General features: G+C 36.8%; 19 protein-coding genes and 1 rRNA gene. 7 read left to right on the top strand and 13 right to left on the bottom strand.

Going from position 1 to position 23,381, the window contains the following annotated elements; translation table 11 throughout:
* The first annotated feature begins 43 nt into the window (after positions 1-43).
* Both OPU68_RS16015 and OPU68_RS16010 read left to right on the top strand, forming a co-directional pair.
* Entirely contained in the window at positions 44-754 is a 711-nt protein-coding gene (locus OPU68_RS16015; protein ID WP_498474966.1) for a ferritin-like domain-containing protein, read from the top strand.
* Positions 755-783: 29 nt separating this feature from the next.
* Positions 784-1,596, top strand: a complete 813-nt coding sequence (locus OPU68_RS16010; protein ID WP_498474965.1) for a ferritin-like domain-containing protein — start codon at positions 784-786, stop codon at positions 1,594-1,596.
* A gap of 78 nt (positions 1,597-1,674) precedes the next feature.
* Here OPU68_RS16010 and bamJ read toward each other — a convergent pair whose 3' ends face one another.
* Together bamJ and OPU68_RS16000 are read right to left on the bottom strand one after the other, a co-directional pair.
* Positions 1,675-2,382 (bottom strand): BamJ family beta-barrel-assembly machinery protein, encoded by a 708-nt coding sequence (bamJ, locus tag OPU68_RS16005; RefSeq protein ID WP_498474964.1) that lies wholly within the window; start codon positions 2,380-2,382, stop codon positions 1,675-1,677.
* Positions 2,383-2,472: 90 nt separating this feature from the next.
* Positions 2,473-4,332 carry a M1 family metallopeptidase gene (locus tag OPU68_RS16000; protein WP_498474963.1) on the bottom strand — a complete coding sequence of 620 codons (1,860 nt, stop codon included), beginning with the start codon at positions 4,330-4,332 and terminating at the stop codon, positions 2,473-2,475.
* Positions 4,333-4,563: 231 nt separating this feature from the next.
* Between OPU68_RS16000 and OPU68_RS15995 the strand changes: the two genes are divergently transcribed.
* From OPU68_RS15995 to OPU68_RS15980, 4 genes are all read left to right on the top strand, one after another.
* Positions 4,564-5,532, top strand: a complete 969-nt coding sequence (locus OPU68_RS15995; protein WP_498474962.1) for a zinc metalloprotease — start codon at positions 4,564-4,566, stop codon at positions 5,530-5,532.
* 155 nt (positions 5,533-5,687) lie between these two features.
* Positions 5,688-7,910 carry a beta-glucosidase BglX gene (gene bglX, locus OPU68_RS15990; RefSeq protein ID WP_498474961.1) on the top strand — a complete coding sequence of 741 codons (2,223 nt, stop codon included), beginning with the start codon at positions 5,688-5,690 and terminating at the stop codon, positions 7,908-7,910.
* Positions 7,911-7,924: 14 nt separating this feature from the next.
* The gene (locus OPU68_RS15985; RefSeq protein WP_498474960.1) at positions 7,925-8,635 is read left to right on the top strand and encodes a hypothetical protein; all 711 of its coding nucleotides are present in this window, start codon (positions 7,925-7,927) and stop codon (positions 8,633-8,635) included.
* On the top strand, positions 8,623-9,102 hold the full coding sequence (locus OPU68_RS15980) for a DUF4265 domain-containing protein (protein WP_498474959.1): 480 nt from the start codon (positions 8,623-8,625) through the stop codon (positions 9,100-9,102). The genes OPU68_RS15985 and OPU68_RS15980 overlap by 13 nt, the downstream gene beginning before the upstream one ends.
* 39 nt (positions 9,103-9,141) lie before the next feature.
* Here OPU68_RS15980 and OPU68_RS15975 read toward each other — a convergent pair whose 3' ends face one another.
* The 6 genes from OPU68_RS15975 to folK all read right to left on the bottom strand — a co-directional run bounded on the left by OPU68_RS15975 (position 9,142) and on the right by folK (position 16,546).
* Positions 9,142-9,972 carry an endonuclease/exonuclease/phosphatase family protein gene (locus OPU68_RS15975; protein ID WP_498474958.1) on the bottom strand — a complete coding sequence of 277 codons (831 nt, stop codon included), beginning with the start codon at positions 9,970-9,972 and terminating at the stop codon, positions 9,142-9,144.
* 116 nt (positions 9,973-10,088) lie between these two features.
* A complete protein-coding gene (gene fmt / locus OPU68_RS15970; protein ID WP_498474957.1) occupies positions 10,089-11,042 on the bottom strand; it encodes a methionyl-tRNA formyltransferase in 954 nt (317 codons plus the stop codon).
* 196 nt (positions 11,043-11,238) lie between these two features.
* Positions 11,239-13,140, bottom strand: coding sequence for a RecQ family ATP-dependent DNA helicase (locus OPU68_RS15965; protein WP_498474956.1), 1,902 nt, complete (start codon positions 13,138-13,140; stop codon positions 11,239-11,241).
* An 82-nt stretch (positions 13,141-13,222) separates the two neighbouring features.
* Positions 13,223-14,662, bottom strand: coding sequence for an OmpA family protein (locus OPU68_RS15960; RefSeq protein WP_498474955.1), 1,440 nt, complete (start codon positions 14,660-14,662; stop codon positions 13,223-13,225).
* A 24-nt stretch (positions 14,663-14,686) separates the two neighbouring features.
* Positions 14,687-16,108 carry an OmpA family protein gene (locus OPU68_RS15955; RefSeq protein WP_498474954.1) on the bottom strand — a complete coding sequence of 474 codons (1,422 nt, stop codon included), beginning with the start codon at positions 16,106-16,108 and terminating at the stop codon, positions 14,687-14,689.
* A gap of 21 nt (positions 16,109-16,129) precedes the next feature.
* Entirely contained in the window at positions 16,130-16,546 is a 417-nt protein-coding gene (folK, locus tag OPU68_RS15950; RefSeq protein ID WP_498474953.1) for a 2-amino-4-hydroxy-6-hydroxymethyldihydropteridine diphosphokinase, read from the bottom strand.
* Positions 16,547-16,566: 20 nt separating this feature from the next.
* Here folK and sppA point away from each other — a divergent pair, with 20 nt between their 5' ends.
* Positions 16,567-18,312: a signal peptide peptidase SppA gene (gene sppA, locus OPU68_RS15945; RefSeq protein WP_498474952.1), complete on the top strand. Its 1,746-nt coding sequence runs from the start codon at positions 16,567-16,569 to the stop codon at positions 18,310-18,312.
* A gap of 502 nt (positions 18,313-18,814) precedes the next feature.
* On the opposite strand, the gene OPU68_RS15940 is transcribed toward sppA, so the two are convergent.
* The 5 genes from OPU68_RS15940 to rrf form a co-directional block, all read right to left on the bottom strand.
* A complete protein-coding gene (locus OPU68_RS15940) occupies positions 18,815-19,483 on the bottom strand; it encodes a DUF6048 family protein (protein ID WP_498474951.1) in 669 nt (222 codons plus the stop codon).
* Positions 19,449-19,922 carry a DUF6452 family protein gene (locus OPU68_RS15935; RefSeq protein ID WP_498474950.1) on the bottom strand — a complete coding sequence of 158 codons (474 nt, stop codon included), beginning with the start codon at positions 19,920-19,922 and terminating at the stop codon, positions 19,449-19,451. Before OPU68_RS15935 ends, OPU68_RS15940 begins: the two co-directional genes overlap by 35 nt.
* 44 nt (positions 19,923-19,966) lie before the next feature.
* Complete coding sequence (gene rlmD / locus OPU68_RS15930) at positions 19,967-21,373, bottom strand: 23S rRNA (uracil(1939)-C(5))-methyltransferase RlmD (protein ID WP_498474949.1); 1,407 nt, start codon at positions 21,371-21,373, stop codon at positions 19,967-19,969.
* A 3-nt stretch (positions 21,374-21,376) separates the two neighbouring features.
* Complete coding sequence (locus tag OPU68_RS15925; protein WP_498474948.1) at positions 21,377-22,873, bottom strand: TlpA family protein disulfide reductase; 1,497 nt, start codon at positions 22,871-22,873, stop codon at positions 21,377-21,379.
* 435 nt (positions 22,874-23,308) lie between these two features.
* Positions 23,309-23,381: ribosomal RNA gene (rrf, locus tag OPU68_RS15920) — 5S ribosomal RNA — on the bottom strand; the annotation flags it as partial.

The following is a 23,381-nucleotide window of genomic DNA, read 5'->3' as shown; positions in this document are numbered from 1 at the left end:
ATAAAATTGCTTACAAATTAATCGAGTATATAAAAATAATATTATGAAAAAAACAATCAGTGTATCCAATAGTTCAGCTACTTTGGATACCAACAGAAGAAACTTTTTGAAACTCAGCGGTGTTGGGTTGGCAGTTGCAGGACTTGCACTTGTAGGTTGTAATGATGATGATCTTATCATCAATCCAGGCGGCAATGTTTTCGACCTTGGAACTGGTGATGTAGGTGTATTGAATTACGCTTATGCACTGGAACAGCTAGAAGCAGATTTCTACACAAAAGTGGTAAACAACTTCTATTCAGGAATCTCAAATGATGAGAAACAAGTTTTGACAGATCTTTATAACCACGAGGTAATCCACAGAGACTTTTTCAAAGCAGCAATTACCGGTGCTGCTCCAAACGCTATATTGCCAACTTTGGAATTCCAATATCCTGGTGTGAACTTTAGCAACAGAGCGTCAGTTCTTGCAACTGCGAAAGCTTTGGAAGATACAGGTGTTGCCGCTTATAACGGTGCCGGTAAATATATTGCAAATGCTGACTATCTAGTAGTTGCAGGAAAAATTGTTTCTGTAGAAGCAAGACACGCTGCAGCGATCAGAGATCTTATTAATCCAAAATCTGCAGATTTCTCCGGAGATGATGTAATCAACGCCATGGGACTGGATCTTGCAAAAGAGCCGAAAGACGTTGTAGCTGCTGCAGGAAGCTTCTTCAAAACACCATTTACTTGGAAAGAGAGAGGTATTTAATTCATTATTAATTTCAAAAATTTACTATTATGAACATTCTTAGATTACTAGATAAGCTCTCAAACGATAAGTTTTTCACAACAGAAGCTTCAAGATTAGAAACATTAAGCAGTCTTTCAAACTTTGGTAAGAAAGCAGCAGTGGCAGCACTTCCACTTGGATTAGGTGCTTTGATGTCTACTCCGGCTCATGCAGAAACTACAACTACCAGCTCAGCTGCACTTGCAACGCCTCTGATAGATGCTCTTCAATTGGCATTAACACTAGAATATTTGGAAGACGAATATTACAGAATGGGTCTGGCAAAAGCAGGATTAATTCAGACAGCTGACAGAGCTATTTTCAGTCAGATCTCAAAACACGAAACTGCTCACGTTGCATTCCTTAAAAGTACTTTAACGGCATTGGGAACTGCTCCGGTAGCAAAACCAACTTTCGATTTTACAGTGAACGGCGCGTTTAATCCAATGGATGATTATCAAACATTTTTGGTTTTGGCACAGGCTTTTGAAGATACAGGTGTAAGAGCTTACAAAGGACAAGCTGGAAATGTAATGTCTAACAAAGATGTTTTGACAGCAGCACTGCAAATTCACTCTGTGGAAGCAAGACACGCTTCTGAAGTAAGAAGATTGAGAGGACAGAAAGGCTGGATAGAACTCGCAAACGGTGGTAATATGCCTGCAGCTACCAATGCAGTATATGCTGGGGAAGGTGTTACAGTTCAGGCTGGTTTCAATACGGCGACTGCCTTCGGACCAGAAGCAGGATCTGCGGCTTATGATGAAATTTTAAATACAAATGATGCAACTGCTATTGCAAGTTTGTTCATCGTGCCTTAGGCTTTAGAAAATTATATTAAACAAAGAAAACCTCAGCTAAAATAGCCGAGGTTTTTGATTTTGTTAAACTGTTCAGCTTTACTTTATATTTACCAATTCCACATCAAAAATAATGGTTGCTCCTCCCGGAATTGCACCACCAGCGCCCTGGTCTCCGTAAGCTAAATCGGAAGGAATGTAAAATCTGTATTTAGAACCTTTACTCATCAGCTGAATTCCTTCTGTCCAACCTTGGATTACGGCACCTAGATTGATGTCCGCTGGCGCGCCTCCATTTTTGTCAGTTGAGTCGAAAACGGTTCCGTCCAAAAGTTTTCCTGTGTATTTTACTTGCACAACATCTGTTGCTTTTGGTGTTGTTTTGCCGTCACCTTCCTGCAAAACCTCGTATTGCAAACCAGAAGCTGTGGTTTTTATTTTTGGGTTAGTTTTGTTTTTCGCTAGAAATTCCAGACCTTTTTTCTTATTGTCATTGGACTGTACTCCCGCTTCAGACTGCTTTTTTTGCTGTTGCTTCATCATAAAGTCCTGCATAAAGCTGTTCATTTCTTCGGCTGGTAAAATCTTTTTCTTCGTGCTGTCCATTTCCTCTTTGATACCTTGAGCCAAAAGTTCTGCATCTACTTTGAAGCCTTCTTGTTTCATATTTTGAGCGATGTTCATTCCTATGTAATAAGAAGCTTTTTGTTCATCTGTATATTTGCTGTCGTCTTTCTTGTCACCTTTTTCAGCACACGAAAAACTAAATGCTGCTATGCAAAATAATGCGATAGTCTGTCTTTTCATTTGAAAATTTTATTATTTATGATTAACGAATTAAAGGTTGCAAATCTATTATTAATAATATAAACTTTCGTATTGCAAAGAATTTTTATATTACAAACTCTTCAAATTATCCTCCACCGTATAATCCATAAAAATTCCACCATCCAAATTAACAGATTTCACTTTCTTTTTAATTGATAAGTTCAAGTTAATTTGTTTCTGATCTTTCTCCCAAACCGAAGGCGTAAAATGAATTTTCTCATTCGAATTATCTTCATAGGTCAAAACCACATCAAACAGAACTGCAAATCCACCCACATTCTCAACCTTTAAAACCAATTGCTTATCTTGCTCAATCACAGACGCAATCTTCAAATCAATATAATTGTTCGTATAAAACCAGTTATTGAAAAACCAATTCAGATTTTTCCCCGAACCCGCATTCATAGAATTGAAATAATCCCAAGGAATCGGATGTTTTCCATTCCAATTGTCCATATAAGTATGAAGTGCTTTCTTAAATAAATCATCACCCAAATAATCCTTCAAAGCCAAATACGACAACGCAGATTTCACATAAGCATTGTTCCCATATCCAGCTCCGGAAAGCTGAGAACTCATCGTGATAATTGGTTGGTCTTGCTCGGTAGAAGCATCATTAATCCAGCGTTTTACACGGAAGTTCTTCATAAATTTATCCGCAGCTTCTTTTCCATTTTCATCAATTCCAATCAGATATTCCAAAGTAGTCGCCCAACCTTCATCCATATAAGCATATCTGGTTTCATTGATTCCCATATAGAAAGGGAAATAAGTATGCGCAATCTCGTGGTCCGCCGTCAATCTCGCATCTTGCAAATCGTCTGGAATGCTCGTGTCATTTATCATCATCGGATATTCCATATCGGCGTAACCTTGTACGGCAGTCATCGTAGGGAAAGGATATTCCACGCCCGGCCAGTTTTCCGAAAACCATTTGAGGTTGTAACGCATCCATTCCGTGTATTTTTCAAAATCTTTCGCACCAGCATTATAAGCAGCTTGTACACTCGCCCTCTTAGTTTTCAACTGAACACTCGACGCATCCCAAACATAATGATTGCTCAAGGCAAAACAAAAATCTACAATATTGTCTGCTTTGAATTTCCAAACATTCCACTCATTCGGCTTCGTCACTTTTCCCGATTTCATTTCAGATTCATTGGCAATGTGGATTATTTTATCTGATTTCAAAGATTCTTTGAAACGTTTCAAAAATTGCGGTTGCAAAACTTCCTCAGGATTCTGGAAATCGCCTGTTGACCAAACCACAAAATTCTTCGGCGCAGAAATCGCAAAAGAATAATCATTGAAGTCATTATAAAACTCCTGTCTGCCGTTGTGCGCCAACATATCCCAACCGTTGTAATCATCATAGACAGAAACTCTCGGGAAAGAATACGCCACATAAAAAGTTTCCGGGTCTATCTGCCCTTCTCTCCCACTTTCGTTTGCCAATGGATATTCCCAATCGATTTTGATTTCCGTTTTGGATTTTGAGGCAATCGCTTTCGTCAGTTTCACCGCTTCCACAGTTCCCCAATCGTCGCTGTTCACATTATATTTTTCACCATTAATGGAAAAAGATTTTATCTTCAAACCATCCGTCATAGATTCCTTCGAAGCATATCCGGCTCTCGGCGCTTGCGGTTTATTCACATTATTCACAAACCGGATTGCCAAAACCTTCAACTCATCCGGACTATTATTGGAATACTGGATTGTTTCGGAACCCGAAACTATTTTCGTCTGCGCATCCACTTTCACATTCACATCATAAACGCCCTTGTTCTGCCAGTAATTTTTCCCCGGCCTTCCGGAAACATCGCGCGTTCCTTTCGCATAAGCATTCTTGATATTCCTCGGCATATACAGTTCTTGCGCAGAAATAGCCGTTCCCATCAACAGCAATCCCAATAATATTTTTTTCATTTCGGAAGTTTAAAACTCAAAAATAAAGAATTTAAATCGAAAATCTGATTTCTGCTTATCCTAACAAAACATTCGGAAATGCTTAACACACAGCAAATAAAATCAACTTAAACAAACGATTAATTAAAAATAATTCAATAAAATAAATTAATTTTTGAATATTTATTAAAATAAAAGAGCAATCAATGAAAAAAATATATATTTTTGATAAAATTTAAAAAATATAATCCTATGAAGAAAACATTTTTTTATCTCGCTTCTGCAGTTATAATGACTGCTTGTAATCAAAACCCGGAAACGGAAGCTTTGGCTGAAGATAATGCAAAGACGAGCATATCTGAAAGAAGAACCTGTCCTTCGGAAGAAATCAGGTCTGAACTATTAAAAAATGATGCAGGAGCCAGAGAACGTATGGTGAATATAGAATCTGCTGTGAATTCATTTCAGGGAAAAGTTCTCGCAGACGGTTCTGTAGATATTCCTGTGGTTGTAAATGTACTTTATAAAACAGCAGCCGAAAACATTTCTGATGCAAGAATCGCTGAACAAATTGCTATTCTAAATGCAGACTTTGCCGGAACTAATTCAGACGCTTCAAAAATCCCGACAGAATTTTCAGGAATTAAGGCTGGCGATACCAAAATAAGATTTCACCTTGTTAAAACTGTAAGAAAAGCAACCACAAAAACAAAATGGGGAACTAATGATGCTATGAAAAAATCATCATCAGGCGGTATAGATGCAACAACACCATCTAACTATTTTAACCTTTGGGTAGTAGGAAATATGGGCGGAATCCTTGGATACGCAACCTTCCCTGAGTCTGCAGGACTTTGGAATGACGGAGTTGTGATTGCAGCTCCATATTTTGGTAAAACCGGTGCAACTTCTCCTTACAACTTGGGAAGAACAGCCACCCACGAAGTTGGACATTATCTAAACTTAAGACACATCTGGGGAGATGCTGCATGTGGCAATGATCTTGTAACGGATACACCTACACAACCCGCTGCCAACTATGGAAAACCAACTTACCCATTATACAAAACTTGTAGTGGAACTTCCAGATCTGTCATGTTTATGAACTATATGGATTATGTAGATGATGCTGCAATGTTTATGTTTTCTGCTGGTCAAAAAACGAGAAGCCAGGCGGTTCTTACTTCAAGTGGTGCAAGAGCTGGATTAAGATTATACTAAAAATTTATAAAACACTTTTAAAGCTGTTTTTGCGCGATGCAAAAGCAGCTTTTTAATTTTTAACAGCTTGAATATTTTAAAACATTATAAAACTATATCAATATATTATTACTTTTACCTCGATCAATTTCTCAAAAAGAGACAAAACAACTTTAATGAAAAAATATACCTTCTCATTTCTACTATTAATCTTGGGAATCAGCATTTCTGCCCAAAAAAGTATCGACCAAAAAGTCACCGAACTCCTTTCCAAAATGACCTTGGAAGAAAAGGCCGGACAACTCGTCCAGTACAGCGGCTTCGAATATGCAACAGGACCACAAAACTCCAATTCCAAAAAAGTATTGGAAGAAATAAAACAAGGAAAAGTCGGCTCTATGCTGAATGTAACCGGAGCAGAAGAAACCAGAGCTTTCCAAAAATTAGCCTTAGAATCCAGACTCAAAATCCCGTTGATTTTTGGTCAAGATGTGATTCACGGATTTAGAACAACTTTCCCGATTAACCTTGGTCAGGCCGCAAGCTGGGATTTGGAAATGATAGAAAAATCTGAAAGAATCGCAGCAATAGAAGCCTCAGCTTACGGCATTCAATGGACATTTGCGCCAATGGTAGACATCGCCAGAGACCCAAGATGGGGACGTGTGATGGAAGGTTCCGGCGAAGATACTTACCTCGGAACCAAAATCGGATTGGCAAGAATCAAAGGTTTCCAAGGCAAAGGCTTAGGGAACATCGACGCTATTATGGCTTGTGCAAAACATTTTGCAGCTTACGGCGCAGCAGTTGGCGGGAGAGATTACAACTCGGTTGATATGAGTTTGAGACAGCTTAATGAAACATATTTACCTCCTTTCAAAGCAGCGGCTGACGCTGGAGTCGCCACATTTATGAATTCCTTCAATGACATCAACGGAATTCCCGCAACGGCGAATAAATATATCCTGAGAGATTTATTGAAAGACCAATGGAAATTCCAAGGTTTTGTGGTTTCCGATTGGGGAAGCATCGGCGAAATGATAAAGCACGGTTACGCAAAAGACAATGCCGAAGCCGGGGAAAAAGCCATCCTCGCAGGTTCCGATATGGATATGGAAAGTAATATCTATATGGAGCAGCTTCCGAAATTAGTCAAAGAAGGAAAAGTGGACATCAAATTTGTGGATGATGCCGTGAGAAGAATTTTAATCAAGAAATTCGAATTGGGATTGTTTGACGATCCTTATAAATTCTCCAATACCGACAGACAAAAACAACAAACTAACAACTTAGAAAACCGAAAATTTGGAAGAGAATTTGGAGCAAAAAGCGTCGTGCTTTTGAAGAATGAAAAGAAACTTCTTCCACTTTCAAAATCGATTAAAACGGTTGCCCTGATTGGACCTTTCGGAAAAGAAACTGTGGCGATGCACGGATTTTGGTCGGTTCCTTTCAAAGATGATGTGCAGAGAATTGTGACTCAGTTTGACGGCATCAAAAATCAATTAGACAAAAACTCCACCTTACTTTACGCCAAAGGTTGCAATGAAAATGATGAAGATAAATCGATGTTTGCAGAAGCCATCGAAACGGCGAAAAAAGCAGATGTTGTAATCATGACTTTGGGCGAAGGACACGCAATGAGTGGCGAAGCGAAAAGCCGAAGCAACCTCCATTTCTCCGGAGTTCAGGAAGAATTACTGAAAGAAATCGCCAAAACCGGAAAACCAATTGTTTTGATGATAAATGCCGGAAGACCTTTGGTTTTTGATTGGGCAGCGGATAATATTCCGACCATCGTTTACAGTTGGTGGCTTGGAACAGAAGCTGGAAATTCTATCGCTGATGTAATCTTCGGAAATGTGAATCCTGGAGGAAAACTACCAATGACTTTCCCAAGAACGGAAGGGCAAATCCCAATTTATTACAACCATTACAACACGGGAAGACCAGCCGGAAAATCTACAGACAGAAATTACGTTTCCGCTTACATCGATTTGGACAACGATCCAAAATTCCCGTTTGGATTTGGATTGAGTTACACGGATTTCAAATATTCTAACTTCAATCTGAGTTCCGACAATCTGAAAGGCAATCAAACGTTGACCATCAATGTGAATGTTGCCAACACTGGGAAATTTGATGGCGAGGAAGCGGTTCAATTATATATTAGAGACCTTTTCGGGAAAGTGGTTCGACCAATTAAAGAACTGAAAGGTTTCCAAAAAATATTTTTGAAGAAAGGAGAAAACAAAACTGTTACTTTCAAGCTGACACCAGAAGATTTAAAATTCTACGATGACGCTTTGAATTACGATTGGGAAGCCGGCGAATTTGAAATAATGGTTGGAACCAATTCCAGTGATGTGATGACGAAGAAAATTGTTTGGGAGAAATAGCTTAAATTAAAACTATGACAAAACGTTCTTTATCATTAGTTATTTTACTGCTTATTTTTTTGAATTGTAAGGAGCATAAAGTTGATTTGAAAAATAATAAGATTGATTCAACTCAAAATATTAGTGAAAAAGTTAATTCATTTTTTTATCAATTAGAAAAATCAGAAATTAAACCAACGTTTTCAGCCAGTCTCGATTCTGTTTCACAATTCAATTCAGATCTAAAAATTAAAAGTTTAAATAAAAATAATCATTTTACAATTGACATCAATGGAAATAAGATTGTAATCAAAAAACTTCAAACTATCAATGATGTTTGGGATAAAAAAGATTCGGTAACTTATGCTAATCAAATATCTGAAGTTAAATACTACAAAACTTTAAATCTTGTATTACTATTGCTTGATTTTGATATGTGTACAGGTCTTGGATGTGGCGTGAATTATCAACTTATCTATGATTTAAAGCGTAAACAAATTTATCCTTTTGGAAGATTCAGAACTGGTACAGATATGAATCTTTATAAATTTAAAGATGCCGTTTATTACTTAAGCAAAACATTTCATGGAAGAAATGCGGAACTTAGAGATACTATTGTTTTTAATTTATATAGAATTGAATCTAGCTCAATTCCCCAATATCAAAACAAGATTTTTGCAAGATTTACTTACGAGAATGAAGACTATGAAAAAGAAACAAGTTTTATTCAAAATTGGCTGAAGTAAAAGTGGGTAATAATTCAGAAAAAATATTAGTTCGATATTACAGCGATGTTCTTGAGGAAATTGTGGTTGAAACGCTGTGGGCAGAAATTATAGACCTTACTAAAGGTCTATACAAAATTGATAATATTCCATTCTACGGTCCTGATTTTTCTTTAAGCGATATTGTTTTTGCAGAATATGATGAGGACGAAGAATGTATCACTTACAGAAAAGTTGTAGAACATTCTGGAAATTCGACTATTCAAATCATCGTTCTTAGTGAGAATATTGATGTAATGGAACTACGAAAAGAATTCGAAAATTTAGGATGTAAAAGTGAAGGAATAGGAAATAATTATTTCGTGATGGAAGTTCCGTTCAACGTCAGTTATTCAATCATATTCAAAAAATTATCAGAATTAAGTGAAGATGAAAAAATAGGCTTTGCAGAACCAAACATTTCACAAAAGCATTCATCTGAAAAATAAAAAAAATCCTTTTTAATCAAGAGGATTTTTCATTTACAATTATTTCTTAAAACTCATCTCTGCCAAAATCGGAAAATGGTCAGATGGGTAAAGCAGATTTTCCCTTCTGTCATTAATTGTTCGATTCGATTGAACTTCGAAGCCTTTCACAAAAATGTAATCAATTCTTTCTTTTGGAACTGTATTAATATCAAACGCTGTGAACGTTCCATTTGGTCCGTAATGTGGAGTTTTGGAATGGTAATAGACATTGTCCAGAGATTGAGAAATGATTTTGATTGGTTCTGTATCGTCCGTCAAATTGAAGTCGCCAGTCAAGGTCAAAGGCAGATTTTGTGGATTCAGTTCTTTGATTTTCTGAAGAATTAATTTGGAAGAATTAACTCTCGCCACATCGCCGACGTGGTCAAAATGGAGATTCATTGCCAGAAACTTTTTACCACTTTTCTTGATTTTGAAAAATGCATAAGTACAAACTCTGTTGTAAGCTGCATCCCAACCTTTGGATGGTTTTTCCGGGGTTTCACTAAGCCAGAATGTTCCTGATTTTAGAACTTCCAATTTATTTCTGTCATAGAAAATCGCCGAATATTCACCTTGATTTTTGCCATCGTCTCTACCAACACCTACGTAATCATAGTTTTTTAACCCAGTTTTGATATCAACCATCTGTTGCGGAACCGCTTCCTGAACGCCAAAATAATCCGGATGGTAATACGCCATCAATGCCAGCGCATCTTCTTTTCTATTGTTCCAGGAATTTTCTTTATCACTTTCCAAAGACAATCTGATGTTATAGGTCATCACTTTCAGATCCTGTGAAAAGAATAGGTTTGATGCTAACAACAAACCGAGAAAAAGTTTTTTCATTTTTAAATTGATTAATGATACTAGAAATATTTTGAACGCAAAGTCGTCAAAGTTTTTTTAAAATTTATTGAAAATATTTTAAGGTTCGCAAAGACGTAAAACTCATCAAAGGAATACTAAGACTTTTTATACTCTTCAAAATTTTGGATTCCGTTGAGGAAATCTTTGACAGGCAATCTTTTTTTTCCTTGTATTTGAACATCTTCAGGATAATAGATTCCATCTTTTGTATAGAATTTGAATTCGGTTTTTGAAATATCAAAATCGCCAGCTTCACGCGAATGTGATTCTATTTCAAATTTTCCTTTGAATATTTTCAGGGATTTTTCTTCATCGCCAACTTTCAGAATGGTGAAAGCCGTTGGATAAGGCGACATTCCTCTCACAAAATTATGAACAGTTTCAACACTTTGATTCCAATCGATTTTCAGGTTTTCTTTGAAGATTTTGTAAGCTGTTTTTGGATTTTCTTTTTCAGGTTGAGGCTTTTCTTGGATTGAATTATCCGCCAAACCGTCCAAAGTTTTGATGATTAATTCCGAGCCGATGTTCATCAGCTTATCGTGCAACGTTCCAGCATTGTCTTCTGGTAAAACGTCGGTTTCAGCTTGAAGAAGAATGCTTCCCTCGTCAATTTTTTCATTGATGAAAAACGTCGTCACACCAGTTTTGGTTTCGCCATTGATAACCGCATAATTGATTGGCGCCGCGCCGCGATAATCCGGCAACAATGAAGCGTGGAGATTGAAAGTTCCCAACCTCGGAATCGAAAACAAGACCTGAGGCATCATCCTGAAAGCTACCACGACAAAAACATCGGCATTCAGATTTTGAATGGCTTCCAAAAATTCTGGGTTTCTTAGTTTTTCGGGTTGAAAAAGATGGAGACCATTTTCTTCTGCAAAAACTTTGACTGGTGAAGGCGTGAGTTTCATTCCTCGTCCGCTTGCTTTGTCGGCGGCAGTTACAACGCCGACTACTTTATGATGAGATTTGAAAATGGCTTCCAGAGAAGCTTTGGCAAAATCGGGAGTTCCGAAAAAAACGACATTGAGGGGTTTCGTCTGCATTGATTTATAATTGATAAATGATAGTTGATAATTGATTTTTTAATTCGAATCACTCGCAGCCCGACTTGAACGGAAATCCTTTTTTGCGTAATCTTAAGTTCTATCTAGATGGAAATCGTCTGCAAAAAAGATTGGGAGTGGAAGGCGGATAAAGCTCCCCAAACCTAACAAAGTGATTCGACTTATTCAAATAATTTTATTGGCTTAACATATAGGTTTTGTAATTCAACATTTTGATTTTTCCGATGTCCAAAAGGAAAATCAGCGTGTCGGAAATGGATTCTTTGGAGTGGAAATTGAGATTGGCAGCCACCTCTTCCAAAGCCATCGGTCGCTTGGCAAGTTGTTCGAAAATCTCTGTTGACAAAGTTCTCTTCGTATTTGTTTTCTTTCTGCAGACAGAACATTTGCCACAATTATCAGCATCGCGTTCTCCGAAATAGCTCAGAATCAATTTCATTTTGCAGAAATCTGTGTCTTTGATAAAGAATTTATTTTCCTCCCATTTCTTCAATTTATTTTTCTGAATCTGATTGAAGAGCGACCAATATTCGCCCGAAAGATGTCGGTCGTTCCGAGGTTTCAGGAACTTGATAGAATGTTGGCTTCCGTCGAGATATTCCAAATGTCCGGCTTTCTGCATTTGTTTCAGCCTTTCTTTGAAATTCATAATATCAAATCCGTTTTTTTTACAAAAAGCCAAATCGCTGAAATGAACTTTTTGAATGGCTAAACCCGGTAAATTGCGGAATAATAACTCCATAAAATAAGCATCGGAAGGTGCCAACTGTTCCAAATCCTCGGAGTTGATAAAACTTTGAAGCGTGGAAGATGAAATGGAATTTTTATAATAAACGAGTTCCTGATTGTTCAGAAACGTCAGAATATTTTTAATTTTCGCCGTTGATGATTTAGTCAAATTTTTGATTCTATTAATGTCCAATTGAAAAGTTCGTTCCGGCAAATCTGAATCTGCAATCTGAAAAATGGAATACAGATACATCAGGATTTTCTGATATTCGGTTTTGTTGGGAATTTGGTTTTTGAAAATGTTATCGATGTTCGTCAATTCCTGCTCATTCCAAAGCAAGAGAACGATAGCTTCCTGACCATTTCGCCCGGCTCTTCCGATTTCCTGATAGTAATTTTCCAAAGTGGAAGAAGGCGAAAAGTGAATTACGAATCTGACATTATCTTTGTCAATTCCCATCCCGAAAGCATTGGTAGAAACCAAAACGTGAAACTGACTGCTGATCCATTTTTTCTGAAGATTTTCCTTATCACGGGAAGTCATTCCTGCGTGGAAAAAATCTGCATTCTGAAATTTGTTATTTTTGAGATAAAGCGTAAGTTCTTCCGCTTCTTTTCTGGTTCTTGTGTAGATGATTCCTGAGGATGGATTTTGTCTGAGGAATTCTAAAATCCGGTTGTACTTATCAGATGTATTTCCGACAATGATATTAAGATTTTCTCTTCGGAAACTTTGTTTGAAAATCTGAGGCTGATGGAGTCCTAACTTGATAGAAATTTCATCAACAACTTGGGTTGTCGCAGTAGCCGTTAATGCCAAGCAGGGTACATTTTTGAAATCCTGACGGAACTTTTTGATGTTCTGATAACTTGGGCGGAAATCCTGACCCCACTCCGAAATACAATGCGCCTCATCCACCGCAATAAACGAGATATGGATTTCCTGAATATTCCTTAGAAATAATTGATTCTGTAATCTCTCTGGTGAGACAAATAAAACTTTGGTCAAACCTTCTTTGCAACGGCTGTATACAGTTTCTTCCTCGAACTCATCCAAGTCTGAACTTAGCAATTCGGCTTCAATTCCTAAAGATTGTAAAGAAAGAAGTTGGTCTCTCATTAATGCTAACAAAGGCGAAATCACAAGGCAAGTTCCTTCAAGAATAATCGCCGGCAACTGGTAGCAAAGCGATTTTCCACCGCCTGTTGGCAAAAGTGCTAAAGTATCCTTACCATTGATAATTGAAAGAATAATCTGCTCTTGAGAAGATCGGAATTCATCAAACCCCCAAAATTGTTTGAGTGTTTTATGAATAAGCGTATTTTGTGATTCTTTGGAAGAAAGCATTTGTAAATTTAATCAATTCTTTAAAATAAAAAAACCGTCTCGTCATAAAACGAAACGGTTTTTATTTATTTAGAAATATATTTTATTTAGCTTCAAAATACACTCTTCTGTTTGCTCTGTTTTTCCATTCCGGGCATTTAGAAGCTGGTTCACATTCAGGATAAAGAAGGTCTTTTTCTCCTTTTCCTAAGGCTTCCAATTTGTTCTTATCTGCTCCATTTTCAATAAGATAGTCTTTTACACTGCTTGCTCTTCTTTCAGAAAGTTCCTGGTTATATTCTTCTGTTCCTCTTGTATCTGTTCCTCCAATTACTTTGAAAGCATTGTTTGAAGAGTTGATATAATTAATTGCATTGTTTAGAATTGGCGTATTTGAGGGAAGAATTCTATCAGAATTAAGATCGAATTCTATGCCTTTCATTATTGCAGTCTCATCTGTTACCATTCCTGTACTTGAGTTATTCATCGTTACTGGACAACCTTGGTTTTCCACTGGTCCCGGAACTGTTACGCATTTATCATATAGGTCTATTACACCGTCCAAGTCAACATCCAATGCTACACCGGCACCGTCAACCCTTGCTCCGGCAGGTGTATCAAGTTGTCTGTCCCAGTCGTCGCAAACGCCATCATTATCAACGTCTCCTTTTTTGCAGACTTCAAGATCTTGTGTTTTATCATTAAGAACATCAAGTTTGTAATAGATCTCCTGCAATGGATCGTGCCACATCAAATGGGATTCGTGCTTACCAAGTTTGAATGTAAGTCCAAGCGTCGTATTGAAAAAATTATCAGAAATCTGATCTTCTGTAAGGTTGTAACCTGTTTGTCCAACACCTGCTCCATCAAATTCGTCATCACCTGTCACAACATACATTACTCTACCTTCGATATCAACTCTGTTATTGACTTTAAACTTAAGACCAGCTCCGGCTTGTCCGAAAAGTGAACCAAGTTTGAAAGGTTTTATCTCGTGATTAAGTGTTTGATTATACGCAGGACCCGGATCTTGTCTGTACGATTTATAAGCTATTGTCCCAACACCAGCATATCCGTGTAATGCCCATCTGAAAGGAGACTTGTTATCTACTCTTCTAAGAAGGTTAGAAAAATTAAGATCTCCCAGTAAAGAAATAGCATTGTATTGCGTTCTGCCCGCAATTTGTCTATCTGGCAAAGCTACGTGATCTTTTGTATTTGCATATCCTTGTCTTGTTTCACCTCTGTCATATTGCAGATTAAGACCAAAAGCATGAGTTATCGCTTTATCTACACTAATGTATGCAGAATAGCCAAAAAGATTTTTTCCGTTTCCATTTTTGATAGATGTCATATCTGCTGACTGAATCAATGGTACACCAGCACCAATTGAAACAGACCAATCATTAAATCTTTTTGAAGATTGTGTAAATGGGGAAACATTTTGAGACCCGGAGTTGGCATCTGTCGATTTCTCCTGACCTGCTAAACTCAATGGCAACAATAATCCTATTGCTACTAATGATAATAAATTTTGTTTCATATTTGAATGTTTTTTTTCTAGTTATTATTTTGCTACAAAATATACTCTTCTATTCGCTTCATTTTTCCACTCCGGACATTTTGTTGCCGGATCGCACTCTGTATATTTAAGATCTTCCTTCCCTCTGCCTTCTGCAGAAAGAACGGATGAAGATATGCCTTTTTCCACTAAATATTTAAGCACAGCATTGGCTCTTGCTTGTGATAGTTTTTTATTATATGCAGAGGAACCTCTGCTATCCGTAGCTCCTACGACAATAAAACTATCTCCTGCTCCTAAAGTTTTGATAATATCTGCTGCCTGGTTAAGATCCTGAAAAGATTTCGGTCGAATAACATCTTTGTTCAGTTCAAATTCTATTCCGTTGAAATATTTATTAATCTCTTCTATAGCAACCTGTTGCGTAACTACCGGTGTCGTTTTTTCAAGAGGGCAACCCTTATTTTCTACTGGTCCAGGTATTGTTACGCATTTATCATTAAGATCTATAACACCATCCAAGTCCAGATCCAAAGCAACTCCTGCACCATCTACTCTTGCACCAGCAGGTGTATTGAGCTGTCTGTCCCAATCGTCACAAACACCATCATTATCGCCATCACCTTTGTCACAAACTTTGAAATCTTTAAATTTTTCTTCCAAATCTGCTGTTTTAGCGTAAGCACCTTGTAACGGATCTACCCAACGAAGATGATCCTGATGCTTGCCTAATTTGAAAGAAATACCAAGATTCACAAGCCATGCATTATCTGTATAACTATCATTTATTTCGTTATATCCTGTATCTGTTCTTGTCCATCCGCCACCGTCAAACTCCTCATCTCCACTTATGATATATAAAGTTCTAAGCTCAATGTCAAGCAGTCTGGAAATATTATACTTCAAACCAACACCACCAATGTATGTGAAAGAAGAGATACCCATTTTTTGATCAATTTCAAGAGGAGATTTGCTATGAACATAATCATCCTGTAAAAAAGTTTTATATCCCGTAAATCCAATTCCTCCGTATCCGTGCAATGCCCATCTGAAATTAGATTTATTATCTGTTCTTCTCATAATATTAGAAAAATTGACATCTCCTAATAAGGCAATTTGATCAAATTTTGTGTAACCATGAGCTACTCCGGAAAGATCATTCAGATGTGCTTTCTGCTTGGTTTCTCCTCTTGTATATAATAAGGAGATTCCAAAAACGTGGCTAATCTGTTTGTCCAAACTTACATAGCCATTCCAGCCCCAATTGACTTTACCATCATAAAAAGATGTAAGATCAGCATTAGCCATATAAGCTGCACCACCGCCTACAGAGATAGACCAGTCTTTGAAAAGTCTGCTTTTATTATTGAATGGTTGTGTTTTGATTTCGGAATTGCTATTATTTTCATTGGTTTGTGCAAAACCCAGAAATGGCAGCAGTAAAAGTAGAAATAGTTTTTTTTTCATAATCATTTGTGTCCTAAAAATTTATTTTACTTCATTAATTAATACTCTTGCAAAATCTCTTTCATATAGATTTTTTTGATGAGGAATAATTAATTTCTTCGAGATAAACCTTATATTATTATATAATATTATATCAATATCTATAATTCTGTCCTGATAAGCACCAAAATAGGAGGAATCTTTTACCCTACCCATCTCAATTTCTATCATCTTCAACTGCGTTAACAGTTTTACAGGCGAAATTTGTGTTTTTAATTTAACTGCAATATTACAAAAATTATTTTTACTTTCAAATTCTACAGGGTCGGATATGATTAATTCAGATTTTATTAATATTGCACCAATTTCACTTTCGATTTTTTTCAAAGCAATCTGGATGTTTTTTTCGGGATTATTAATATTACTTCCAAGTAACAAAACGACACTATTGTACGACATATCAAACAAATTATTTTATAATGAAAAGTTTTTTCAAACTAGTTCTCGCAAATTTAACTGCAATTTTTATAGTCATAGCAGGTTTCTTTGCATTTTTTATCGCTTTTATCATTTTATCTTCTATATCAGAAACCTCGGATGTAAAATCTAATTCTGTCCTTACATTAGACCTGAAAACTAAAATCATCGATAGTCCATCTGAGGATCAGGAAGATTTTTTCACTTTAAAGAAAGAAGAAAATGTGGTGCTGTTATATGATGTTCTGCAAGCTATTAAAAAGGCAAAAAATGATGACAAAATAAAAGGAATCAGCATAGAAGCTGATAACATCAACGCCGGAATCACGCAGTTGGATGATATTAGAAATGCCTTAATTGATTTCAAAAAGAGTGGAAAATTTGTTTATGCATACGGCAACTCTGTATCTCAAGGTGCTTATTATCTAGGTTCTGCAGCAGACAAATATTATCTGAACCCTGCAGGCGGGATTGAACTAAAAGGTCTTGCAGCTGAAGTAACTTTCTTCAAAAGTTTTGCAGAGAAATATGGCATCGGAATCCAGGTTATCCGCCACGGGAAGTTCAAAGCGGCGGTTGAACCTTTCCTGAAGGATGAGATCTCCCCGGAAAACAAGGAACAGCTTTCGACTTTGCTAAATGACATCTGGGCTCAAACCTCCAGCAAGATTGCAACGTCCAGAAAAATCCCTGTATCAGAATTCAAAACGATTACAGATAGTCTTTATGGTTATTTGCCAAATCTGAGTCTGCAGTATAAATTAGCGGATCAGCTGATTCAAAAATCTGAATACGATAACATTATCAGAAAAAAACTGAACATCGATTCTGATAAAAAAATCAACAAAATCTCTTTTGCAAAATATGCAGAATCAAATGAATCTGAAGAAGGCAAAAACAAAATCGCCATCCTGTACGCTTCCGGAGCCATCAATAATGGAAAAGGTTATGATGCCATCTACTCAGAAAACTTCAGAAAAGAAATCAAAAAACTTCAGGACGACGATGATGTGAAAGCGGTGGTTTTCCGCATCAACTCGCCGGGTGGGAGTGCGAATGCTTCAGACGAAATCCTATTCGAAATGCAGCAGCTGAAACGCAAAAAGCCAGTGGTTGTTTCTTTCGGAGATTATGCGGCGTCCGGTGGTTACTACATCGCAATGGGAGCAGACAAAATATTCTCGGAGCCGAATACCTTGACAGGTTCTATCGGAGTATTTGGTGTGATTCCTTACTTCAAAGATTTGGCAGCGAAAAATGGAATCAGAAGCGACGCTGTTACGACCAATGCGAATTCTAATATGATTTCTGCTATCAACGGACTTAGCCCCGGAACGCTTACGATTATGACAAGAAGTGTGGAATCTACTTATCAGCGTTTCGTGCATTTTGTAACCTTGAACCGAAAAAAATCTTTTGAACAGATTGATGCTGTCGGCGGTGGCAGAATCTGGTCCGGCGTGAGAGCTAAAGAAATCGGATTAGTAGATGAGTTAGGAACTTTGCAGGATGCCATCAATTATGCAGCTAAAAAAGCTGATCTTAAAGATTACGGCGTATCAACTTACCCGGCTAAGATGTCAAAATTTGAGCAAATATTTTCTTCTGAAACCGATGAAGATTTTTCAACGAGAGTGATTAAAAATAAAATCGGGAAAGAGAATTTTAAGATCTTCCAACAGGTTACAGATCCTAATGCAAAAGCAGCTGTGATGATGGAAATGCCTTTCAATATCAAATTGAATTAATAAATAATCTCACGATACGATTTTCAAAAAGCACAAAGCAGCCAGTCTGTTTTGTGCTTTTTGTCTTTCTCAACAGCTGAAAACCAGTTGGTGTTCTATCACCATCATCGATTCACTTTAAAAAGGAAAGCATCTTTTATAGAAAACCAAGCTTGCTTTCGATCAAGAGTAAGCTTGCTAAGATCAGACGAGAAGCTACGCACTTTTCAGTGAATAACTTTCCACTAACAGATAGCACACCTGCCATCGGAAAACAGCATACGTGAAAATGATTGACTTCACGTGTGCTTTTACGCAGCCTGACGTGTGAAATGGGTAATGACCAAAATAATTATTGCCGAAGCCTACTAAGAAGCTCTGCTGCAGCCGACTTGAACGGAGCTCATCCCGAGAATAGCCGGGGACGAGGAATGGCTTTTCGGGATAGCGGGAGTGGAAGGCGGATAAAGCTGCCCTAATCATCGATCATAAAAAAAGCCCGCAACCTGCGGACTTTATAGTTTTAAAACTTGTAAGCGATGTTCCAACTGAAACCCATATTGAAACTTCCGGAACTCTTACCGAACCCAGGGACAATCATTGGTTTGATCTCTTCTTGTTTTGTGGTATAAGCTAAGTATCTTGGCTGCACATTAACATCTATGAAAAAGTTACTGCTGAAAACCTGAACTCTAGCGCCCAACATAGCTTCGATCCAATAACTGCTTTGCGTAGAAGGATCGAATGATAAAAAGACGCCTTCGCTGTTCAAGCCTTTTACCGGAATTGCTTTGTACTCTTGGTTATAGAAACTTCCTGCCAATTTTCCTCCTGCATAGAAACCGTTCAGAGCATTCTCGGGATCGGGGGAAAGCATATAAAACCCTCCAATTTTCGCGAATAACCCGTCTGCTTTTGCATCGTAACCGTTTTTCTGATAGATGTTGTTATCATATCCAATATCTATAATAGCGTGAACTTTCTTATTAATCCTAGTGGAAATGAACCCCTGAATCATCTGTCTGTCACTGAAAAAACCAGTTCCAAGATTGAGAACATCTACACCAACGGTAAAGTTGGGCGTGTACTTCCACTTGATAGAATCCTGTTTTTTTTCTTCTGTCTTGGTCTGAGAAAAAACTGAAACCGACAAAAGGCTAAAAGCGCAGATAAAAATTGATATTATTCTCATCAGTCAATGACGTATTATTGGTTTGGATACTTTGAACAGCAGTGCTTTCCAGCAATTCTGCATTCAGGTTATCATAATTGATTTTAAATCCGCAAGCCGGCGAAACGTAGATTGCCTTTTTTTCATATTTGACTCTCACCTTACTTCTGGTTTGATTCCTTCTGGTTCTGAAATAAATATCGGTGTAAGGATTTTCATCTATTCTCATCGGAATGAAAACAGAATCTACATTGGCGGAATAGATAATATTCTTGATAGGATCTTTCCCATAATCAACATCTACATAAAGTGTATCCACAGTTGTGACCAGATTATTACTGTCATTCCTGAATTTCAGTAGAAGTCTGGGCGTAGATTCTTCGCCGAGGCATATATCGTCATCACTTCCACAACTTGTGAGAAGCAACAGAAAACCGAAAATCCATATTAAGTTTTTCATTGATTAATGTTGTATTTAGACCTTTGAACGAATAAAATTAAACCTTATTTCCTAATCAGCAAAGCAATATTCTCCACGTGATGCGTTTGCGGAAACATATCTACTGGGAGAATCTTTACCAATTCATAGTCATCTTTCATCAGTGCAATATCTCTAGCCTGTGTGGCAGAGTTACAGCTTACATAGACAATTCTTTCAGGTGCCAATTTCAGTATCTGTTCTACAACTTTCTGGTGCATCCCATCTCTCGGTGGATCAGTAATCAACACATCAGCTTTCGGATGATTGGCAAGAAACTCGTCGTTGAAAACGTTTTTCATATCACCACAATAGAAAGTTGTATTTTTAAGCCCGTTTAGTTCTGCATGTTCGATGGCTGCGTCTATTGCTTCCTGAACAGATTCGATTCCGATAACTTGTTTAGCATTCCTTGCAACATATTGCGCAATTGTTCCCGTTCCTGTGTAAAGGTCATACACTACCTGATCGCCTGTAAGATCTGCAAATTCAAGTGTTTTTCTGTATAATTCTAAAGCCTGCTTATAATTGGTCTGAAAAAAAGATTTAGGTCCTATTTTGAATTTAAGTCCATCCATTTCTTCATAGATAAAACCTTCTCCGTAGTAATTTTGAATATCCAAATCGTAAATACTATCATTTCCTTTCGGATTGATTGCATAAACCAAAGTCGTAATCTGAGGAAACTGACTTAATAGAAAATCAAATAATTTGATTCTTTCAGCTTTGTTATCCTTATATAACTGGAAAAGTACCATCCAATCACCTTTAGAATTCTGACGAAGCATCAAAGTTCTTAAGAATCCTTTTTGTTCCTTAACATCGTAAAACTCTAAACCATTTTCAATAGCATACTTTTTAACAGCTAATCTGATTTGGTTGGAAGGATCTTCCTGAAGCCAACATTCTTTCAAATCCAAAATCTTGCTCCACATCCCGGGAATGTGAAATCCTAATGCATCTCTATTTCCGAAGTTTTCTTCTGAACTGATTTCATATTGAGTTAACCAGCGTGCATTGGAAAAAGAAAACTCCATTTTGTTTCGGTAGAAATATTGATCTGGCGCTCCTAAAATTGGAATTTCTTCGAATTCAGGAAAACCACCAATTCTTTTGATGTTATTTACAACCTCATTATGTTTGAAATCGAGTTGCTTCTCGTAAGCGATATTTTGCCATTTGCATCCGCCACAAGTTCCGAAGTGGATACATTTCGGTTCTACTCTGTGCTCAGAATATTCCAAAATATCTACTGCTTCGCCTTCGAAATAGTTACTTTTCGATTTCTTGACTCTTACGTTGACAAGATCTCCGGGAACTGCACCTTTTACCAAAACTGTTTTTCCGTCTTCTGTCTTACCAACAGAAACTCCTTTCGCACCGGCGGAAAGGAGTCTGATATTTTCAAGAATTTTATTTCTTCTTTGTTTCATTTATTATTTTGTTTTTGCAGAATCTGCATTTGGATTCTGTTGCAACAAATCATTTTGCAATTGTACTTGTGGATTAACTGTCGGAGCCTGAAGGCCGGAAATTTTGTTCATTTCTTCTACAAATTTAGCATCTCCTAAATTATAGAAAGTCTGGCTTGCTACTTTTCCATCTTTATCAATTAAGAAAAACCCAGGGATTTTGAAACCATAGATAAAGAATTTCTTAGCATATTCTGATTGCAATCCACCCTCAGCATAATAATTTGTTCCAGGAATACCTTTCAACATAGCGTTAGCCGTTTTTGTAAATTGCTCTTTTGTATCGTCTAAATTTACAAATGCAAAGTTGACTTTAGCTTTGTAAAAATTAACAACTTCTTTAAGCACAGGAATTGTAGATTGTCCGATATACGGATTCCAAGAAGCATAGCTCATTACCAAAGTTGGTTTGCCATTCGATTCAAAGCTTCCGGATTTCCCATCTAATTTAGTTAAACTTACTTTCGGAGCTTCTTCGCCTTTTTTCAAACCAAACACAGCGTTGATTGCTGAGTTCAAATCTTTTTTAACTTCAGAATCCTTGATATATTCATCGCTAACTTTCTTAACTTTTTTTACATCGCTTGTATAAGGATTAAGATCAAATTTAGCAATTACAAAAGCCAACAAATAGTCTTTTGTTTTTTGAGACATCTCTTTGTTAGTCGCCAGGAATCTTGCAAAAATAGTTGACATACTTACATTGTCTTTATCTTTTTGCTTCTCCGCAAAACTTTGAAAATCCTGACCAACTTTGTTCAACAAATAATTTCTGTAAACAGGAAGGTTTTCTACCATTCTGTCATTATTCTCAGTCAAAGTTTTTTCGTAGTCTGTAAAGTTTTTAGAAACTTTGAAAGATGGATCTCCAGCAACTTGCCCGTGAGCAGACTGATACTGAACTAAGAAAGTTAAGATATTAGTTGTCAGTTCATCTTTCTTAAGTTTAACAACTTCGCTGTCTGCGCCTAATTTATCAGCATTCTCGTCAAGATTTTTTTCAAGATCCGAATGTATTTTTTTGATATCGGCTAAGAATTCAGGCTCCTTCTTTTGCAACATCTGCATGTTCAGTTTTGAGCTGTAAGACTCCAAATATTTTTGAGTAGCAGTGATGAAATCATTATTCTTTTTAGCATCACCTTCGATTTTGTAAACTTCAGGGAATGTAGCGGAATCACCAGAGATATTAAGAGTCTGACCTTTTTTAAGATAAATGAAATTCATTTTTCCTGCATAAGTCATTGCATACATTCCGTTTTTAGGAGCTTTGAAGTCACCTTTAAAATTTCCTTTATCGTCAACACCAAGGTTAACAAGTGGAAGTGTTGCCACCCCAGAAGCTTCTATAAATTCTATTCTTTCAAGAGGCGAACCTCCTTTTACATTTCCTTCAACTTTAATTTTGGAGCAAGAAACTACCATTAGAGAAATTAAAAGAAGAATTAAGTATTTTTTCATTTTAAAAATTAATTTTTGCAAAAATAACTTAATTAAGATTTGAAAAAAAATGAAATCAACATTTTTATCAAAACATTAACAGATAATATTGAAAATCTGAAGAAATTATGACCCTATTAAAAATTAACAGTTAGATATTCTTTTAAAATGAACTAATGAATTATAAAAATTAATTACTGAAAATTAAAATAGAATTTTGTTACTACTTATCGCCTTTTGAAATTACTGTTAGCAATAGTTCAAAAGAATATATTCTTATTAAGCGGGTTTATATTATTACAATAATTATTTAATTTTGTTTATTAAAATTTCTTTTAAATATACATTAACTAATATACTTTTCCTTATCAGGTGCATTACTATGTTTTCCTGAGTTTATTTCTTTGATTTAAGTCAAAAAAAAACGCTCATCAAATGAATGATGAGCGTTTAAAAAACTGGCGGCGACCTACTCTCCCGCTTTCGCAGTACCATCGGCGCTAGAGGGCTTAACTTCTGTGTTCGGAAT

The sequence above is a fragment of the Chryseobacterium sp. TB1-D10 genome, assembly GCF_059803555.1.
The sequence above is the reverse complement of the archived record's forward strand: the minus strand, read 5'-3'. Positions and strand labels throughout refer to the sequence as shown.

Coding starts and splice junctions, on each gene's coding strand:
- OPU68_RS16015 (WP_498474966.1), top strand. CDS start 44: ATGAAAAAAACAATCAGTGTATCCAATAGTTCAGCTACTTTGGATACC.
- OPU68_RS16000 (WP_498474963.1), bottom strand. CDS start 4,332: ATGAAAAAAATATTATTGGGATTGCTGTTGATGGGAACGGCTATTTCT.
- fmt (WP_498474957.1), bottom strand. CDS start 11,042: ATGCAGACGAAACCCCTCAATGTCGTTTTTTTCGGAACTCCCGATTTT.
- OPU68_RS15935 (WP_498474950.1), bottom strand. CDS start 19,922: ATGAAAAACTTAATATGGATTTTCGGTTTTCTGTTGCTTCTCACAAGT.
- OPU68_RS15925 (WP_498474948.1), bottom strand. CDS start 22,873: ATGAAAAAATACTTAATTCTTCTTTTAATTTCTCTAATGGTAGTTTCT.
- OPU68_RS15995 (WP_498474962.1), top strand. CDS start 4,564: ATGAAGAAAACATTTTTTTATCTCGCTTCTGCAGTTATAATGACTGCT.
- OPU68_RS15975 (WP_498474958.1), bottom strand. CDS start 9,972: ATGAAAAAACTTTTTCTCGGTTTGTTGTTAGCATCAAACCTATTCTTT.
- OPU68_RS15955 (WP_498474954.1), bottom strand. CDS start 16,108: ATGAAAAAAAAACTATTTCTACTTTTACTGCTGCCATTTCTGGGTTTT.
- OPU68_RS15965 (WP_498474956.1), bottom strand. CDS start 13,140: ATGCTTTCTTCCAAAGAATCACAAAATACGCTTATTCATAAAACACTC.
- OPU68_RS15960 (WP_498474955.1), bottom strand. CDS start 14,662: ATGAAACAAAATTTATTATCATTAGTAGCAATAGGATTATTGTTGCCA.
- folK (WP_498474953.1), bottom strand. CDS start 16,546: ATGTCGTACAATAGTGTCGTTTTGTTACTTGGAAGTAATATTAATAAT.
- OPU68_RS16010 (WP_498474965.1), top strand. CDS start 784: ATGAACATTCTTAGATTACTAGATAAGCTCTCAAACGATAAGTTTTTC.
- OPU68_RS15985 (WP_498474960.1), top strand. CDS start 7,925: ATGACAAAACGTTCTTTATCATTAGTTATTTTACTGCTTATTTTTTTG.
- sppA (WP_498474952.1), top strand. CDS start 16,567: ATGAAAAGTTTTTTCAAACTAGTTCTCGCAAATTTAACTGCAATTTTT.
- bamJ (WP_498474964.1), bottom strand. CDS start 2,382: ATGAAAAGACAGACTATCGCATTATTTTGCATAGCAGCATTTAGTTTT.
- bglX (WP_498474961.1), top strand. CDS start 5,688: ATGAAAAAATATACCTTCTCATTTCTACTATTAATCTTGGGAATCAGC.
- OPU68_RS15940 (WP_498474951.1), bottom strand. CDS start 19,483: ATGAGAATAATATCAATTTTTATCTGCGCTTTTAGCCTTTTGTCGGTT.
- rlmD (WP_498474949.1), bottom strand. CDS start 21,373: ATGAAACAAAGAAGAAATAAAATTCTTGAAAATATCAGACTCCTTTCC.